An 18260-nucleotide genomic window follows, 5' to 3' on the forward strand; every position below is an offset into this window, starting at 1 on the left:
GAATGACCCCGGACCGCCGGCCACGCTCCATCCGCGCAGGTCAGGTGGCGGGGCACACCGTGAAGGGCTCGATGCCCGCCAGGTAGGTCCGCCACTCCTCGGCCGACAGCGCGCGGCCGGCGCGGGCGCACACCTGCGTGACCAGCCGCCGCTCGTCGAGTTCGTGGGTGCGCAGCGTGCCGTCGGACGTCAGGCTGTAGATCTTCGTGCCGTCCGGGGAGAAACCCAGCCAGGAATTGTTGCCGACCGAATCCGTCAGCCCGTCGAACACGACGCCCAGCTCCCGCTTGCCGGCCACGTCCCACAGCCGGATCCGGGGGCCGTCCTCGTACACGGCGATCGTGCGCGCGTCCGGCGACCAGGCGACCGCCGCGACCGGCACGGCCTCGGCCCCGTCCAGTGCGGCCGGGAAGACGGCGAGGCGGGTCTTGAGGTCGCGGTCCCACAGGGTGAGCCGGTTGAACCCGGCGAAGACCACCTGGCTACCGTCGGGACTGGCGGCGGCGGCGACGCCGAGCCGCTGGGCCTCCTTCGCGATGGGCAGGGCGATCTTGTTCACCGTGTCGTACAGGAGCGGCCCGTTGCCCGCTACGAGCACCCGGCCGTCCGCGCCGGCGCTCATCGGCGGGAAGCCGGTCTGCCCGGTGGAGGTGGACACCCGGCGCGCGAGGTCGCGCACTTCCAGCCACTCATCGCCGCTGGAGGACTTGGTCAGGAAGGCCAGCGTGCGGCCGTCGCGGGTGAAGGCGAGCTCGCTGATCTGCTCCGTCCCCTTGGTGACGGCCGCGAAGTCGTCGACCGTCCGCCCCGTGGCGACGTCGAGCACGCGGACGCGCGCGCCGTCCCCGTAGGCCAGCCGCCTGCCGTCGGAGGTGAACGCCATGGCCTCGCCCCAGCCCTTCCAGGTGATCGGGCCCGCCAGGCGGCGGCCGGACGCCGCGTCCAGGAGGGTCAGGTCGTAGTCCCGTTTGGCCGCCACGACGCGGCCGTCCGGCGACGGCTGCAGGTTGTCCGCCTCGGCGCCGAGCGACGGGTCGAACAACATGGACACATCGATCGTGAAGACGGTCCCTTCGCTGTCCAGCCCGCGCACGGCTTTCGCGGCGAGGTCGAACCGAACCTGCATGGATCCGGGCAGCGGCAGCTTCAGCACGGTCGACCAGTCGCTCCAGCGCGTCAGCACGAGCTCGTCGTCCTGGGCGTCCCACTGGGCGACGAATTCGTCGCCGAAGACGAAGTCGACCTCCTGCCCGGCCTTGCCGTCCTCGGCGAATTTGGTCGTGCCGGAGGTCAGGTCGTACACGTGGACCATGGGCTGGTCGCGGCCGGGCACGTCCTGGACGAGCGCCAGCCCGCTGCCGTCACTGGTGAACTTGACCTCGGACACGGTGCCGGAGGCGGGCGGCCTGTCGAGCTTCAGCAGGCGGCCCCGGTGCAGGTCCCACACCTCGGCCGCGTCCCGGCCGCGGGCCACGAAGCCGTAGCGGCCGTCCGCGCTGACGCCGTTCAGCACGGCGCCGCGCGGCGAGGTGAGCCACTTGTGCCCGGCGACGTCCCACCATCGCTCGCCCTCGTCCCCGTGCGGGACGGACAGCAGCCGGCCGGTACGGTCGAACTCCAGCTTCCCGAACGCGCCCGCGTTGCCCGCCTCGGCGCCGAACCGGTCCTCGAGCGGTCTGCCCGTGGCGGAGTCCCAAAGTTGCACCCCCTGGTCGTCCAGGACGGCCAGGGTGCGGGCGCCAGGGCTCACAGCGAGCGCGTTCGGGGATTGGGGCAGGCCGGAGAACTCGTGCAGCCGCCGCCCGCTCGTGACGTCCCAGATCCGGGCCGTGCCGCCGTCGGCGGAGGCCAGCATCCGGCCGTCCGGGCTCAGCGCCTGCGTGGTCTGGGCGCTGACGCCCGGGGCGACGAAGACGTCGCTCGTGTGCCGGGAGGCCGACTCGTACAGCGCGCCGCGCGTCTCCGTCAGCGCGGGCGCGAGCCGCCAGGCGGCCACGGACAGCAGCCGGGCCAGCCGCGGTTCCTGCTCCCGCAGGCCGTCGGCGCGCAGGGCCAGCTCCTTGGCCAGGGCCTCGTCGCGCTGCCGGTCGGACTGCCTGCGCAGGTACTCGGCGGCGCCCAGCCCGCCGAGCGCGGCGACCAGCAGGACCGCCAGGACCGCCGCGATCAGGTTGCGCGTCCTGGAGCGCCGGCGGGACTGCCTGGCGGCCGCGTCGAGGAAGTCGCGTTCGCGGCGGGTGAGCGTGAGGTCCTTGCGCTCGGTGGCCGCCCACTGCAAGGTCCGGTCCAACTGGGTGCCCTGCAGCAGGTCGGCGGGTTTGCGACCGTGGCCGTCCCACTCGGCGGCCGCGGCGGCGAGCCTGCGGTGCACGGGCAGCCCGGCGCTGTTGCCCGCCACCCACTCACCCAGCCGGGGCCAGGCGCGCAGCAGGCCCGGCATGGCCAGCGCGTACGCCGTCCCGGCCCGCGTGACGATGCCCGCAGCGGCGAACACGTCGAGCAGCGCGTCAACGGCCGCCGTCTCGGGCAGCTCGTCCCGGCCGACCGGCCGGAGCGCGTCGCCGTCGATCATCCGCAGGAACACCTCGGGCACGCTCGCCCGCTCGGTCTCGGTGAGCTCGGCGTAGAGCTCCTCGGCGATCGCACCCAGGTCCGGTTCCGCCCGGCCCTTCAGCGTGCCGGCCAGCGTGCCACCGCGCGCCAGCGGGTCCTCCTCAGCGGCGCCTGCCGCGACGCTGCCGGCAGCGATGGTGTCGTCGAGCAGGCGCAGCAGCACCTGCCTGGCGGCCGGCCGGTCGGCGGCGTTCCTGGACAGGGCGGCCGCCACGAGGGAGCCGAGCGGTTCGGGCAGCCCGGCCACGTCCGGCGTGAAGTCGAGCAACCGCCCGATGACCGCCATCGGGTCGCCGGGCTCGATCGCCTCAGCCCCCCGGGCCGCGAACAGCACGACCAGGCCCCACGCCCACAGATCGGCCGCCTCGGTCACGGCGCGCCCGTCGAACACCTCCGGCGACATGTAGTTCGGCGTGCCCATGACCGGACCGCTCGTGGTGGGCCCGACCTCCCTGGCGACACCGAAGTCGATCACCCGAGGGCCGTCGGGGCCGAGGATGATGTTGTCCGGCTTGAGGTCGCGGTGGACGATGCCGGCCTGGTGGATGGCGGTCAGCGCGGTCGCCACGCCGACGGCCAGGCGGCGCAGCCGGTCGCCCTCGTAGGGGCCCGACTCGGCCACGACCTGCCGCAGACTGAGGCCGGCGACGTACTCGCTGACGATGTACAGCGGCGCCACCTCGACCTGCGCCTCGATCACCTTGGCAGTGCAGAACGAGGCCACCCGCTGGGCCGCCGACGCCTCCTTGGCCAGCCTGGTCCGCGCCTGCGCGCCCTCGGACCTGGGCACCTTGATCGCGACCCGCTCGCCCGACTCGCCGTACGCCTCGTAGACGACGCCCTGGCCGCCCGCGCCAAGACGGCCGACCAGCCAGTACCGTCCCAGGCGGTGCGGGTCGGAAGAAGTGAGAGGAACCATCAAGTCCGCCATTCTGCTCGATCGGGGTCTTCCCGGACCGGCCTGGAGCTCCCGAAGCTACAGCGAGCCGCAAAATACGGATCGTCGCGGTCAACCGGCCGGGAAGTTCGGCGCGAGCCGGTGACCGGGGGCGACCTTTGGGGCTGGTCGCACGGCCCCGAACGGAGGGCCTTTTGGAGCACTTACCGCCTACCTTGCTCTTCGACTTCGTCATGATCGTTTGCGGCCGGTTGATCCGGCCGTTGGGCTCTCTGATCCTGGCTTCTCGCTCGCGATCGTGTTCTCTGGTGCGGTCATGGACGCGGTCATCCGCCCCGTGCGACGGCGCCCGCCGGACCGGCAGCGCCGCGCGGGTTCCACACATCCGACCGCGAAACATGACGATCGCTTGCGGCGGAGCCGGGTGGATCTCCAGCAGTCGCGTGGGTTGAACGGGCCCGGCTCGCGGGCGCGGGGCGCTGCCTGGCGGATCGGCCGGCCTGGGCGTGCGGCTCTCCGGCCGCTCCCGGCCGCCGCCAGTCGGGCAGCGCTCCGCGATTCCTCGAGGCGTCCGTGGACAGATGCATCGCGCGTACGCGAACCCGCTGCCGCCGGATCCCGTTCCGCATCACAGCGATCAAGCACACCTCGGCATGACACCCTGGCGGCCCGATCGCGCTCGCTTTCGAGGCGGGCGGTCAGTACCGCCGCAACGTCTAGCAGTAGCTGGCGCCGTTGAACCTGCGCGGCGCCTTGGGCACGGTGCTGGAGATGGTCTGGCCGGGGTCGACGGTGAAGCAGCGGCCGTCGGCCCCATACGACCAGTCGATGCGGTAACGCATCCGGACGCCGCAGTCGTTGCGCGCGTAGCCGGTCTTGTTGACCCAGCCGCTCTTCTGCCAGATGGCGACGCAGGCGGGGGTGTTGCCCTGCGCCTTGGCGGTGTCGGCGACGGCACCGGTCGGGGCGGCCGTCAGCATGGCGATGGAGGCCGCGCCACCGATGGCCAGGGCGGTGAGCGACTTACGAAGCTTGATGCTCATCGTCGTCTTCCTCTCGTGTTGTGGCTGATGAGAGGAAGGTAGGTGCGGCTGTGTTGAGTCCATGTTGAGGATTCGTTCAGGCCCCTCCGGACCCCGGAACGGGACCCGCATATGACCACAGCCGGCGCGGGAGGAGCACAACCGCGAGGGGACCAGGGGGCGGCGATGAACGCGTACACGGCGACGATGACCGTGCCGGGCACCAGGTGCAGTGCGATGGAGAACGGGACGGAGCGACGGTCGGCGGGGAGCTTCGCGACGAAGCCTTTCGGCTGGGCGCTTCGGGCGTCGGCCGGGGGCTGCATTGCTTTGTCCATGCCGAGAATCGTGGCCGCGCGTGCGGCAGGATGATCGGCCATGCTCCTTCGCCGCGCTGCGACTGCTGCCCATGAGCGATCGAGACAAGGACATACGCCGACGAGACCGGCTCGGCGGAGTCCTCCACGAGTACTCATATGCCGCATGACCTCTCCGAAGCCAGCGCCGACACCGTGCGTGCCTTGTCGTCGCGCCGTTCCGGCGAGCCGCTCGAATGAGCGCTAATCTATTAATAAACTTTACTTTAAATTTCGGCCGGCTCGTAGGTAGAAAGAGCCCTATGAAAAGACATGCTCTTCGACTCGTGGTCATCGCCCTCGCCCTGACCGCCGTCGGCGGCATCCCCGCCTCCCCCGCCAACGCCGACACCGCCGAACCCGCCGATCAGCCCGTGCCTCTCGGCCGCACCACGCTGGGTGGCGCCGACCCCAGCGTCATCAAGGTCGGCGATCTCTACGTCGCGGCCAAGTCGGTGAACGGCGGCGTCGCTGTACGGACGGCGACCACTCTCGAGGGCATCGCCGTCGCGTCCCCGCGTCAGGTGTGGATGGACACCGGCAACCTCGGTGAGGTGTGGGCTCCCGAGATCGTGCACCACGACGGCCGCTACCACATCTACTTCGCGGCGGGCCGCGGCGCCGCCCACCGGATGTACCACATCAGCTCCGCCACCGCCGATTCCGGTTATTCCGCCGCGACGAAGGTCGCCCTGCCCGGCGACAAGTGGGCCATCGACGGCGTGCCGTTCACCTTCAACGGCCAGCGCTGGTTCGTGTGGTCCGGCTGGGCGGGCGACACCAACGTCGAGCAGAACCTCTACCTCGCCCGGATGAGCAGCCCGACCACGGCCACCGGCGGCCGGTACATCATCTCCCAGCCGCGGGAGCCGTGGGAGCGGGTCGTCGGCAACCCGTTCATCAACGAGGGCCCCGAGCCGATCCTCGACCCGAACGGGCAGTTGCACATCGTGTACTCGGCGAACGGCAGTTGGAGCAGCAAGTACTGCCTCGCCGATCTGCGGCTGCGCTCCGGTGGTGACCCGACGAACGTGTGGGACTGGTACAAGAGCAACGGTTGCCTGTTCGGCTCGTACGCGGAGTACATGATGGCGGGCTGGACCCCGACGCTGCACGTGGACGGCCCGGGTCACCACACGTTCGTGCTGGAGCGCGGGGACATCGCCACCAGCCCGCCGTCCGGCAACCGGTTCCCGACCATGTACCACGCTGTTGCCAAGGGCACGCCGTACTCGTGGTCCAACCGGTTCTGGTACACCGGCACGGCCGTGTGGTGGAGCAATACCACCTACCGGCGGGCGAACGTGCCCGGCGCTAACACCAACGTCGGGTACAGCCTCAAGTTCTTCGAATGACGCACGTACGACGCCTGATCTGCCGTCCTTGGTGAGCGCCTCGACTGGTCCGTCGCGTCCGAGCCGATGTCGGTGTGGAACGGTGCCTCCCGTACGGGCGGTTGCCTGAATCACCCCGACGGCCCCCCGATCCCGCCGTCCGCGAGAGCGCGCTCGACGGCATGCAGGGCTCGGCGCACCACCAGGGTGACAGCTATCCGTGCACGATTGAGGCGATCCCGTTTCTGGTGCGCATCGCCGAGCGCGCCGGGACCTCCCCGGCCGTGCCGGTGTTGTGGAGTTGCCGGCCAGTATGGGTTCGGCCGAGGGTCCCATCGAGTTGTCCGGGCCGTACCGGACGGCCAACGGGGCGGTCGCGGCGCAGTACCGGATCGCGACGGGAGCGGGCCGGTGACGATCAGGATCACCGGTCCCCTCCTCAGCCGGAGGCGCTGCGGCCTTCGAGGCGGCTGATCGCCTGGGTTCCGGCGTTGCCGCGCAGGCCCGCGGCGTAGTGCCAGCCGTTCAGCGCACCGGGCTGGGTGAAGTCGACGCGGCCCTGGGTCGGTCGCGTGATCCCGGACCTCGAGGCGTGCACGCCGGCCCCTGCGATCGGCATGCCGTCACGGGCGTCCACCACCCGGCCGCGTACCTCGATCGTCCCGCCCTGCACGGGGCCCGCCGCCGCAAGCGCGGGCTCGGCGGAAGCGACAGCGGGGGCGACGGCGGGGGCGACGGCGGGGGTGAGGGCGGCCGGGGACAGGAGCGTCAAGACGGTGACCAGCCCGACGGCGAACGCCCGCCGCTTCTTCGCGCCGGTTAACATCCCTCGGCCTCAGATCGCGCCTGCTCGATGGCGGCCGGACGTAGCTGTGCCGCGCGGATCCGCGAGACATCCAGCTTGCTGGAGCGGTCGAAGCGATAGATCCCGTTCTGTTCCTGGAAGACGTCGGTGAGCTGCGTGTAGCAGTAGCCGAACATCCGGGGGTCGTTCAGCAGGACCCCGACCAGGCCGGCGAACCGCTGCTGGAGCTCCTCCTCGCCGGCGGGGCGCTCGCCGTACCCCCAGGAGCTCTCATCGGAGCGCACGTCCGGATTCCACCAGATGCCGCCGAACTCGCTGCAGAAGTACGGCTGCCCCTGGTACGGCACCGACCACGCCGTGCCGTCGGGATCGGCGTTGACGTACGGCGTCCCGTCGGCCAGGCCCGCCATCAGCTTGCCGAACACCTCGGGATCCTGCTCGTAGCAGTGCGAGTCGTAGACGTCGGCGCCGGGGACCCGGTGCGCGTAGCCGGACGCGTCGATCACCGGGCGGGTGGGGTCGGCCGCCTTCGTGGCCAGGTACATGCCCCGGGTGACGTCGTCGAGTACGGTGATCCGGTCGTGCAGCCGCTGCCAGGTCTCGTTGAGCGGGCACCAGCCGACGATGCTCGGGTGGGAGTAGTCGCGCTCGACCGCCTCCAGCCACTGGGTCACGAACGACGCGGTCGGCTGCTGGTTGTCGCCGGGCGGCCCGCCGACGTTGGCCCCCCAGTCCCCGAACTCGCCCCAGACCAGGAAACCCGCCCGGTCGGCGTGGTACAGATACCGCTCCTCGAACACCTTCTGGTGCAGCCGCGCGCCGTTGAACCCCGCGGCCACGGCCAGCTCGATGTCGCGGCGCAGGGCCTCGTCCGTGGGCGCGGTCATCAGGCCGTCGGGGTAGTAGCCCTGGTCGAGCACGAGCCGCTGGTAGCGCACCTCGCCGTTGAGCAGGACGGCGTGCCCGTCGATGGCGACCGAGCGGAGCCCGGCGTAGCTGGTGGCGGTGTCGACCACGGCGCCGCCGCCGTCGAGCAGGTCGATGCGCAGGTCGTACAGGTGCGGGTCCTCGGGGGACCACAGCCGTACCCGGTCGTCCGGCAGCGGCAGCCAGACTTCGGCGGCCAGGTCGAGGTCGGCGCGAGCCTGCGCCTGCGCGAGGTCGCCGGCCTGGTCCGACACGGTCACCCTGACGGCGTGCCCGGGGCGGTCGCCCGACACCGGCACGGTGACGCGGAACGCGGAGGCCGCGACGTTCGGCGTGATCCGCGGCCGGCCGAGGTGCGTGCCGGGCACGGGCTCGCACCACACCGTCTGCCAGATGCCGGTGGTGCGCCCGTAGTGCGCGCCGCGCCCCTCGTAGTCGGTGGTCTGCTTGCCGCGCGCCTGCGGGCCGGAGCGGGCGTCGCGGGCGCGCACGACCACGGTGTACGTGTGCGCCGGATCGGCCGCCGCGGTCAGATCGCAGGTGAACGGGGTGAACCCGCCCCGGTGCCGGCAGGACTCGACGCCGTCCACCCACACCGTGGTGTCGTGGTCCACCGCCTGGAAGTGCAGCAGCACCCGCTGCCCGGCCCAGTCCTGCGGCACCCGGACGGTACGGCGGTACCAGACGGCCGGGTGGAAGTCCGGATCGCCGACGCCGGACAGCGACGCCTCCGGGCAGAACGGCACGACGATCTCGCCGGTCAGATCCCGGTCGAGCAGGCCCCGCTCCAACCCGGAGTCGCCGGGGTCCCTCTCGAACTGCCAGGTTCCGTTGAGGCACCGCCATGCGGGGCGGACGAACTGCGGACGCGGGTACTCGGGACGGGGAATGACGGTGTTCACAAGACTCGCTTTCTCCGGGGATTCAGGATTTGACGGCACCGGCGATGCCCTCGACGAAGTACCGCTGCAGGACGACGAACAGTGCGACCACGGGCAGCAGCGAGATCGTCGCCGCGGCGGCCATGCCGGACCAGTCGGTGGTGTTCTCGCCGACGAACGCCAGCATGCCGACGCTGACGGTGCGCAGGTCGGGCCGGGAGAACGTGAAGACCAGCGGCAGGAAGAACGCGTTCCAGGTGTTCAGGAAGGTGAGCACGGTGACCGTGGCCGTCACCGGCTTGGCCAGCGGCAGCATGATGCGGAAGAAGACGGTCAGGAACCCGGCGCCGTCGATGAGCGCGCTTTCGGACAGTTCCTTGGGGATGCCGCGGAAGTATCCGGCGTAGAGCAGGATCGCCGACACGTTCGCGGCCCCCGACATCGCCACGATCATGCCCGTCAGCGAGTTCAGCAGCCCGAGCCGCTGGGAGAGGTCGACCAGCGGGATGATGGTGTATCCGGCCGGGACGAACAGCGTGGCGACCAGGACGCCCATGACGATCCGGCGCCCGCGGAAGTCGTGGCGGGCCAGGACGTAGCCGGCCATGGCGCACCGGATGAGCACCACCACGACCGTGCTCACCGTGACGATCACGGTGTTGAGCAGGTACTTCCCGAACTGCGCGCTGCTCCACGCGCGCTCGTAGTTCTCCCATGCCGGGTTGTCGGGCAGCAGGCCGAGCCCTTGGGTGAACACCTCCGCCGACGTCTTCAGCGACGCGGAGACCATCCACAGGAACGGGTAGATCCACAGCAGGCAGCCGATGGCGAGCGCGGCGGCGGCCAGCCACCAGGGCAGCCGGCGCAGCGTCGCGCTCCAGGTCCGGCGCGGGCGGGGGCGGGTCTGCGCGACCGTGCTCATGCCGCCCTCCTGGTCCGCCGGGCGGCGCGAACCGCGAGCAGTTGCAGGATGCCGACGAGGCAGACGAACAGGCCGAACAGCACGGCGGCCGCGGAGGCGTACCCGAGGCGGGGGATGGTGGCGGCGAAGGCCCACCGGTAGATGTAGACCTCGATCACCTCTGTCGAGTAGAACGGGCCGCCGCCGGTCATGGTCAGGACGAGGTCGAAGACCTGCAACGACGCCTCGATCGACAGCAGCGTGATGATGACCAGGAAGGGCTTGAGCAGGGGCAGGGTGATGTGCCGCAGGATCGCGGGCGCGCCGGCGCCGTCGAGGCGTGCCGCCTCGTACACCTCGTTCGGCACCGTCTGCAACGCGGCCAGCCAGTAGACCAGGGTGATCCCGAACCACTTCCACACGTACACGGCGATCGTCGTGCCCAGCGCCGTCGACGACTGGCCGAGGAAGTCGATGCCGTCCGTCACCAGGCCGGCCTCGCGTAACGCGAGGTTCACCGGGCCGCTGGCCGGGTCGAAGACGAACTGCATGACGACGCCGACGATCGCCGTGGTGGTGACCACCGGCAGGAACAGCGCGGTGCGGAACAGCTTGCGCAGCGGCATGCGGGGCGAGTTGAGCAGGATCGCGACCAGCAGGGTGACCAGCACCTGGAGCGGCACCGCGCAGACCATGAACGTCAGCGTCAGCCGGAACGAGCTCCAGAACATCGGGTCGGCGAGGACCTCGCGGTAGTTGGCCACGCCGATGAACGTCCGGCCCGTGTCGAACCCGTTCCAGTCGGTGAGCGAGTACGCGTAGCTGCCGATGATCGGGTAGACGGTGAAGGCGCCGTACAGCAGCACGGTCGGGGCCAGGAACAGCCAGACGTACGCGGTGCCGCGCGGTCGCGTTCCCGGCGCGGCGGGGAGTGCGACCGTCATCCGCGCGTCTCCGGAGCGCCCTGCCCGGTGCCGCCGGTGGTGCTCTGGTCGACCACCAGCCGCCAGGGCGCCTCCAGATGGACGGGCGGGCCCTGGTCTCCCTCGACGCGCTCCAGCAGGCGGGTCACGGCGAGCTCGGCGATCCGCTTCTTGTCGGGCGCGATGGTGGTGAGCGCCGGATTGGCGAACCGGCCCTCCTCGATGCCGTCGAACCCGACGACGGCGACGTCCTCGGGCACCCGCAGCCCCCGGGACACCACCGCCCGCAGCGCCCCGATGGCGAGCAGGTCGTTGTAGCAGAACACCGCGTCCGGCGGCTCCGCCAGATCGAGCAGCTGGTCCATCGCGCGCCGGCCGTCTTCGCGCTGGTAGCGCCGCACCCGTACGGTGAGCTCGGGCCGGAGCGGCAGCCCCGCCTCGGCCAGCGCCTGCTCGTACCCGTCGGACCGGTGCGCCGAGGTCTGCCTCCGCGCCGCGGCGGTCTCCGAGCGCGGCAGGTGGGGCACGCCGATGGCGGCGATCCGGGTGCGGCCCAGCGAGATCAGGTGCGCGGTGGCGCTGCGGGCCGCGGCGGTGTCGTCGATGGCGACGTGATCCATGCCCTCCACCCGCATCTCGCCCAGCATCACCGTCGGGCAGTTGCCGGCCCAGCGACGCAGCTCGTCCTCGGTCAGGCCGAGCGGGCTGAAGATGAACCCGTCGAAGAGGGCCGACCGGTCCCGCCGCATGACGATCTGCCGCTCCCGTTCGGCCACCCCCTCGGTGCGGTCGATGAGCACCGTGTACCCGCGTTCCTCGGCCCGATCCACCACGTGGGCGGCCAGTTCGGTGAAGTACGGCACGTCCAGCGGCAGCACGAGGGCCAGCAGGTTCGACCGCCCCCGGTTCAGGCTGCGCGCCGCGACGTTGGGCCGGTAGTCGAGTTCGTCCAGGGCGCGCTGGACCTGGGCGCGGGTCTCCTCCGACACGTAGGCGAAGTTGTTCACGACGTTGGAGACGGTCCGTACGGAGACTCCGGCCAGCCGCGCAACATCACGTTGTGTCACCACGGTCGTTCACATCCTCCGGTGGAAGCCGATGACATTGAGTTCATAGAAGAGTCTTGCCGCGCGGCATGCCGCGTGGCAAGAATGAATTTGCCGCGCGGCAACATTTTTACGCGACGTTCACAGCCGCCGGTGGGAGGCAGGACCGATGACCGCGATGACTCGGCGGGGATTCCTCTCCGCAGCAGGCACCCTGGCCGCCGTGGCGGCGACCGGCGCGTGCGGTGGCGGCGGAGGCGGTGGCGGTACCGCGGGCGGGTCGCTGACCTGGTGGGACCACCAGAACCAGCTGCAGAAGGCGAAAGCGGACATCTTCGCCAAATTCGCCAAGAGCGCCGGCGGCGTCCCCGTCCAGTACACGTACTACAACCCCGCGAAGATGGGCCAGGCGCTGCAACTGGCCAAACAGAGCAACCAGCTGCCGGACGTCCACTCCAACGCCGGCCTCAACAACGTGCCGCCCGCGGCGCTCATCGCCGCCGGATGGGCGCAGCCGCTGGACCTCGGCGACGAGGCGACGGCCCGGGTCAAGGACTCGCTCATCGAGGGCCTGCACGTCTTCGACGGCAAGATCTACGCGTTTCCCGTCTTCAGCCACCAGGTCTACGTCGCGGCGTCGTGGTTCAACACGGAGCTGGTCGCGCGCGCCGGGCTGGACCCGCAGGCCCCGCCCAAGACCTACGACGAGTTCCGGGCCGCGGCCCGGACGGTGCAGAGCAAGAGCGGCGGCCAGTCGTACGGCTGGGTGTGGAACGTCGGCATGCCGCAGCGGCTCGGCGAGCAGGTCCACGACCTGGCGCAGGCGGCCGGGTTCGAGGGCGGCCTCGGCCTGCGGTACGCCACCGGCGAGTACGCCTTCCACGCCGACGAGTACCTCGACGTGATCGAGTTCCTGGTGTCGCTGAGCCGGGACAAGCTGCTGGTGCCGGGGGCGAACTCCTGGACCGACGACGTGGCGCGCGCCCGGTGGACCGCCGGGGTGGCGGCGTACTACTTCGACGGCCCGTGGTGCCCCGGCGTGGCGCTGCAGAGCACGCCCGACTTCGCGGACAAGCTCGGCGTGGGGCCGATCCTGGTGCCCGACGCGGGCGACACCGTGGCCACCTACCATGTGCCGCAGCCCGGCGAATACTGGCTGTCGCCCGGAAGCAAGCACGCCGCGGCGGCGAACAAACTGCTCGGCGACTACTTCACCACGGAGGACTACTCGCGCCGGGTCGCCGAGACCATGTCGCAGCCACCCCGCGACATCGCCGTCGTCGAACAGTCCCAAGCGCACCCCGCCTACAAGAAGCTGATCTCCTGGTTCAAGGAGAGCGTCTACCTCGCCCCCACTCCGGTCGCCGGGAACAAGGACGTCCAGCGGGTCCAGATCGAGTCCAAGCCGGTCACCCCCACCCTCGGGGACATCGTCCAGGGCGCGTTCAGCGGCGACGTCACCGACGTCCGCGCGGCACTGACCAAGCTGTCCAGCGACAGCGCCAAGGAACGGGACGCGGCGATCGCGGCGGCCAAGGGCAAGGGCGCGAAGGTCGGCCTGGACGACTACGCCTTCCCCAACTGGAAGCCGCGGGCGGACTACCTCAAGCCCATGTACGCCGAGCGCTAGCGATGGGGGCTCATCCCGTGAACCGACCGAACATCGTGCTGATCATGACCGACCAGCAGCGTGCCGGCTGGACCGCCGCGAGCGGCTTCCCCCTGGACACCATGCCCTTCCTCGACGAGCTGATGAGCGGCGGCACGCGGTTCCAGCGGGCGCACACCACGTCCCCGCTGTGCGTGCCCGCCCGGGTCAGCCTGCTCACCGGACGCTACCCGTCCGCGCACCGGGTCCGGCAGAACAGCGCGGCGCAGCACGTGCTGCGCGGCTCCGACCTGGTGGACGTGCTCCGCGACGCCGGCTACGCGCTGCACCTGGCGGGCAAGACGCACTTCCACCGCAAGCCCGACGACTTCGACACCTTCGCCGCACCGTACTGGCACAACCGCGGCCCGGCCGGCGCGGCGACCGCCGACCAGGCGCGGTTCGAGCAGTGGCTCGGCGCGCTCGACCACTCGGTCAGCCACGAGCCGACACCGTTCCCGCTGGAGTGCCAGTTCCCGCACCGGATCGTCTCCGACGCGATCAGCGCCATCGACCGGACGCCCGGCGACCGGCCGTTCTTCGCCTGGCTGTCGTTCCCGGAACCGCACAATCCGTACCAGGTCCCGGAGCCGTACTTCAGCCTCTTCGGGCCGGACCAGGTGCCCGACCGGCTGGCCGGGCCCGAGGGCGCCGCGCGCAAGGGCGGCACCTACACCTGGCTGCGCAGGCTGATCGAGGAGAAGCGGCCCGGGTACGACGCCGAGTGGCGGCGCTACCGTGCCAACTACTGCGGCATGCTCCGGCTGATCGACGACCAGCTCCAACGGTTCTTCGCGCACCTGCGCGAACGCGGGCGGGACGCGGACACGCTGGTGCTCTTCGTCGCCGACCACGGCGACTACGTCGGGGACTACGGGCTGCAGCGCAAGGGCGCGGGCATGCCCGAGTGCCTGATGCGCATCCCGTTCGCCGTCGCCGGGCCGGGCGTGCGGGCCGTGGACAACCGCACCGACTTCGTCTCGCTCGCCGATCTGTTCCCGACGATCTGCGACGCGATCGACGTCGAGATCCCGCCCGGCGTCCAGGGCCGTAGCCTGTGGCCCCTGCTCACCGGGGCTCCGTATCCTGCCGAGGAGTTCGCCAGCGGATACGGCGAACGCGGGTTCGGCGGGCTGTCCTACGACGTCGACGAGCGCCCGCCGTTGCACTTCCCGTACGAGGGCCGGACCTTCGACGAGCTCAACACCGTCACCCAGTCCGGCACGACGGTGATGCTCCGGCGCGAACAGTGGAAGCTGCTCCTGGACGAGCGCGGCGCCGGCGAGCTCTACGACCTGGACGCCGACCCGGCGGAGCTGGACAACCGGTACGACGATCCCGCGCTCGCCGAGATCCGCGCCGCCCTCACCACCGATCTCGCCCGCTGGATGATCCGCGTCCGGGACGACCTGCCGGAGGCGGTCTACACCCTCAAACGCGCGCCACACAACTGGCACTAGGCCGGCGCGGAGGCGGTGGAGGCGCGGTAGACCATGGACACGGGGAGCACGACATCCTCCGGCGAGGTGCCTCCGGACGCGAACGTTCGCCTTGGGACTTGGCCCCTCAGTTCCGGCGAGGAGAGGACCTCCATGACGACGTTCGGCCGTCGCGACGATTCCTCGCGCTCCAGCGCTACTTCGTCGAAGGCGTCGCCGGGGCCGTGAAGTCCTGACCTCGAATGAGAGACATGAATCAACCGAACATCCTGCTCATCTGCACCGACCAGCAGCGCTTCGACGCGATGGGCGCCTACGGCAACGACGAGATCGACACGCCCAACCTCGACCGGCTGGCGGCCCAGGGCGTGCTCTTCGAGAACTGCTACGTACAGAGCCCGGTCTGCGGCCCCTCCCGCGCCAGCCTGATGTCGGGCCGCTACGTTCACGCGCACGGCGCCTGGGCGAACGGCGTAGGGCTGCCCGCGCACGAGCACCTGTTCTCGCGCACCCTGGCCGACCACGGCTACGACTGCGGCCTGGCCGGGAAGTTCCACGTCGGCGGGGCGTGCTTCGGCGGCCGGCTCGAACCGCGGCTGGACGACGGCTTCCGCGTGTTCCGGTGGGCACACGACCCTTACGTCGGATCGTCCGAGAACGCCTACCACCGGTGGCTGCGGGCCGTACGGCCGGACCTGTACGAGGCCGCCGCCCAGGCCGATTCCGGGACCGGCTTCGACACGCTTCCCACGGAGTTCCACTACAGCCGGTGGATCGGCGACGAGACCATCGACTACCTGCGGCGCTCGCGCGACGCGGACAAGCCGTTCTTCTTCGTGGCCAACTTCTTCGACCCGCACCACGGGTTCGGCGCGCCGAAGGAGTACGTCGATCGTTACCGTGGAAAGGCTCTGCGGCGTCCGGTCACCCGGGACCAGGAGCTCGCCGGCAAGCCGCCCGTGCAGACCGAGGCCTCGCACCGCTCCTACGCCGGCCACGCACGCGGCTACACGGAGTACACGGAATCCGAGCTCCACGACGTCAGGGTCAACTACTACGCGATGGTGAGTCTCGTCGACGACGAGGTCGGCCGGATTCTCGCCGCCCTCGACGAGGCGGGCCTGGCCGAGGACACGCTGGTCGTCTTCACCAGCGACCACGGCGAGATGCTCGGTGATCACCAGCTCATGCTGAAGGGGCCGATGATGTACGAGTGCGCCGTCCGCGTGCCGCTCGTCATGCGCTGGCCCGCCGGGTTGCCCGCCGGCGAGCGGCGGGCCGGGCTGGTCCAGTGGATCGACCTGGCGACGACGTTCCTCGCGGCCGCGGGCGCACCGCCACTCCCCCGCGGGCAGGGGCTGAACCTCCTGCCGCCGGCCCGCGGCGAGCAGGACGCGCCGGCAAGGGACTGGGCGCTGTGCGAGTACCGCAACAGCGGCCACCCGTACGAGGAGCCCGTGCACACCACGATGCTCAGGCACGACCGCTGGAAGGTCGTCGTCTACCATGGCGCGCCGTCCACGACCCGAGCGCGCTCCGGCGAGCTGTACGACCTGGAGACCGACACGATGGAGCTGGACAACCTGTGGGACGACCCGGCTCATGCGGCGGTCCGGGCCGAGCTGCAGGAGCTGCTGCTCGACGTCCTGGTCGCCACCGAAGATCGTAGCCAGCCGCGGACGGCGCACTGGTGATCCCACGAGCGCGCCGGCGAGCCCGGCCGCCGCGGTTGGCGGCGGCCGGCGCGAACTGGTCAGTGGCGCTGCAGCGCGCGGAAGGCGTCGAGCCAGTAGCCGCGCCCCGACAGGGCGCCGCGGGGCTGCACGGTGTACGGGGCGTACACGCTGTTGAGCAGCCACGGGGCCTTGCCAGGGCCGAAGTTCTCGACCATCAGGTCGTCCTGCTTGAAGGCGTACGTGGCGACCGCCAGCCGCCCGGTGCCCCGGTACAGCTTCATCTGGTCGCGCAGGAAGCCCGACTGGCTGGTGAACCACGGGCTGCCGGCCAGGAAGTCGTCCCACTTCCGCTCGCTGAACGGCTTGTCGATGGCGGCCTTGATGACCTGCCATACCAGCGTGCCGGAGGGGAAGCCGTACTTCTGGGCGAACGTGGCCGCGACCGGGTCCTTCAGGTGCTGCTGCCAGTACCAGACGAGAGAGAACTCGGTGACCAGGAACGTCTGGTCGGGGCGCATCCTCGGCAGGATGTAGTCCAGGAACGGCTGCGCGTTCTCCGGCGCGGGGATGTGCGGGTGGATGTCCACGCCCTCGATCTCCGGCGTCTGGCGTACGAAGGTCATCCAGCGCTCGGCCGCCGGCGTGCGGCGGTCCGGCAGGTCGAGCCGGTTCAGCGCGCCCATGTAGAGCGCGGTGCCGCAGTCGGCGCCGCACCGCTCACGCCGGTAGTCGATCACGTGCCGGGCGACGGTCTCGTAGAACTCGTTGAGCCGCTGGTCACGTTCAGCGGGCAGACTCTCGATGAAGGGCTCGTTGCCGATCGTGAGGATGTCCACCTTGCCCATCACCGTGGGCAGCACCTTGTCCAGCCGGGCCAGCTCCGCGGCCATCCTGGGGCTGCCCGGCGCGGGGAAGGACGCCGCGTCGTAGGGGAACTTCAGGCTGAGGACGGTGTCGTAGCCGCGCGCCGCCGCCTTGGTGATGGTGCTGATCGCGAAGTGCTCGGCGGGGTCGCCCTTGTCGGCGGCGGGCATCGGGAAGAACCCGCGGACCCAGCGGGCGCGGGCCTCGCGAAGTTCCCGGTAGTCGAGGGCGTCGAGGTTCTGGTTGAAGTTGGCGCCCAGAGCGCCGTACGCGCGGGCGAGCGGCTTGGCGTCGGGCACGGATTCGGCTCCTTCCGCCGCGGCGGGGTGGGTGAGGGACGAGACGGCGAGAACCGCGGTTAAGGCGATGATCGGCAGTCGGCGCAGCATGTGACCTGCTTTCTCGGAAGGGAAGGCCGATGCGTTGTTCAGCTCAGCACATTCATGTTTGCGCTAACCTGAGCGGCCTGTCAACGGCCTGGGCGGTGGCGGTGAGGTCAGCGGCGCGGCGGCGCGGTGGAGGCCCGCACCACCAGCTCCGGCCGGACGAACCTGCTGGCGGGAGCGGACGCCTCGACCTTCTGCGGGGCCTCGATCTGCGTGATCAGGTGCTCGAGACAGCGGCGGCCCACCGTGGCGAGGTCCTGGCGGACGGTCGTCAGCGGCGGGATGAGGAACGGCGCGAAGTCGAGGTCGTCGAAGCCGACCACACTCAGGTCGTCCGGCACCTTGCGGCCCAGCTCGGCCGCCGCTTGCAGGACGCCAACGGCCATCTGGTCGTTGGCGGCGAAGACGGCGGTCACGTCGTCGTCGGCCAGCAGGCGGCGGGCGGCGTCGTACCCCGACTGCGGGGACCAGTCGCCGACGACGGGCGGCGGGACGGCGCGGCCCGACCGCTTCAGCAGCCGCTGCCACGCGGCCCGGCGCC

13 protein-coding genes are annotated in these 18260 nt (G+C 70.9%); 4 read left to right on the forward strand and 9 right to left on the reverse strand.

Annotated elements, in window-relative coordinates:
- Positions 1–40 precede the first annotated feature (40 nt).
- Positions 41–3532, reverse strand: coding sequence for a WD40 repeat domain-containing serine/threonine protein kinase (locus ACWEPL_RS33450; protein WP_452438583.1), 3492 nt, complete (start codon positions 3530–3532; stop codon positions 41–43).
- A 695-nt stretch (positions 3533–4227) separates the two neighbouring features.
- Entirely contained in the window at positions 4228–4554 is a 327-nt protein-coding gene (locus ACWEPL_RS33455) for a hypothetical protein (RefSeq protein ID WP_350734145.1), read from the reverse strand.
- A 598-nt stretch (positions 4555–5152) separates the two neighbouring features.
- Between ACWEPL_RS33455 and ACWEPL_RS33460 the strand changes: the two genes are divergently transcribed.
- A complete protein-coding gene (locus ACWEPL_RS33460) occupies positions 5153–6244 on the forward strand; it encodes a glycoside hydrolase family 43 protein (RefSeq protein ID WP_452438545.1) in 1092 nt (363 codons plus the stop codon).
- A gap of 418 nt (positions 6245–6662) precedes the next feature.
- On the opposite strand, the gene ACWEPL_RS33465 is transcribed toward ACWEPL_RS33460, so the two are convergent.
- The 5 genes from ACWEPL_RS33465 to ACWEPL_RS33485 are packed head-to-tail and all read right to left on the reverse strand — an operon-like array spanning position 6663 to position 11730.
- A complete protein-coding gene (locus ACWEPL_RS33465; RefSeq protein ID WP_452438546.1) occupies positions 6663–7049 on the reverse strand; it encodes a hypothetical protein in 387 nt (128 codons plus the stop codon).
- Positions 7043–8857: a glycoside hydrolase family 2 protein gene (locus ACWEPL_RS33470; protein WP_452438547.1), complete on the reverse strand. Its 1815-nt coding sequence runs from the start codon at positions 8855–8857 to the stop codon at positions 7043–7045. Before ACWEPL_RS33470 ends, ACWEPL_RS33465 begins: the two co-directional genes overlap by 7 nt.
- A 22-nt stretch (positions 8858–8879) precedes the next feature.
- Complete coding sequence (locus ACWEPL_RS33475; RefSeq protein WP_452438548.1) at positions 8880–9758, reverse strand: carbohydrate ABC transporter permease; 879 nt, start codon at positions 9756–9758, stop codon at positions 8880–8882.
- Positions 9755–10681 carry a carbohydrate ABC transporter permease gene (locus tag ACWEPL_RS33480; RefSeq protein WP_363971762.1) on the reverse strand — a complete coding sequence of 309 codons (927 nt, stop codon included), beginning with the start codon at positions 10679–10681 and terminating at the stop codon, positions 9755–9757. The genes ACWEPL_RS33475 and ACWEPL_RS33480 overlap by 4 nt, the downstream gene beginning before the upstream one ends.
- Positions 10678–11730: a LacI family DNA-binding transcriptional regulator gene (locus tag ACWEPL_RS33485; protein ID WP_452438549.1), complete on the reverse strand. Its 1053-nt coding sequence runs from the start codon at positions 11728–11730 to the stop codon at positions 10678–10680. The genes ACWEPL_RS33480 and ACWEPL_RS33485 overlap by 4 nt, the downstream gene beginning before the upstream one ends.
- 145 nt (positions 11731–11875) lie before the next feature.
- Here ACWEPL_RS33485 and ACWEPL_RS33490 point away from each other — a divergent pair, with 145 nt between their 5' ends.
- The 3 genes from ACWEPL_RS33490 (at position 11876) to ACWEPL_RS33500 (ending at position 16487) form a co-directional block, all read left to right on the forward strand.
- Positions 11876–13336, forward strand: a complete 1461-nt coding sequence (locus ACWEPL_RS33490; protein WP_452438550.1) for an ABC transporter substrate-binding protein — start codon at positions 11876–11878, stop codon at positions 13334–13336.
- 17 nt (positions 13337–13353) lie between these two features.
- Complete coding sequence (locus ACWEPL_RS33495) at positions 13354–14814, forward strand: sulfatase-like hydrolase/transferase (RefSeq protein WP_452438551.1); 1461 nt, start codon at positions 13354–13356, stop codon at positions 14812–14814.
- A gap of 230 nt (positions 14815–15044) precedes the next feature.
- Positions 15045–16487, forward strand: coding sequence for a sulfatase family protein (locus ACWEPL_RS33500; protein ID WP_363971770.1), 1443 nt, complete (start codon positions 15045–15047; stop codon positions 16485–16487).
- A 59-nt stretch (positions 16488–16546) separates the two neighbouring features.
- On the opposite strand, the gene ACWEPL_RS33505 is transcribed toward ACWEPL_RS33500, so the two are convergent.
- Complete coding sequence (locus ACWEPL_RS33505) at positions 16547–17722, reverse strand: hypothetical protein (protein ID WP_452438552.1); 1176 nt, start codon at positions 17720–17722, stop codon at positions 16547–16549.
- A gap of 107 nt (positions 17723–17829) precedes the next feature.
- Positions 17830–18260: substrate-binding domain-containing protein (locus ACWEPL_RS33510; protein ID WP_452438553.1), on the reverse strand; the 431-nt coding region annotated here is incomplete at its 5' end.

The organism is Nonomuraea sp. NPDC004186 (assembly GCF_053603495.1).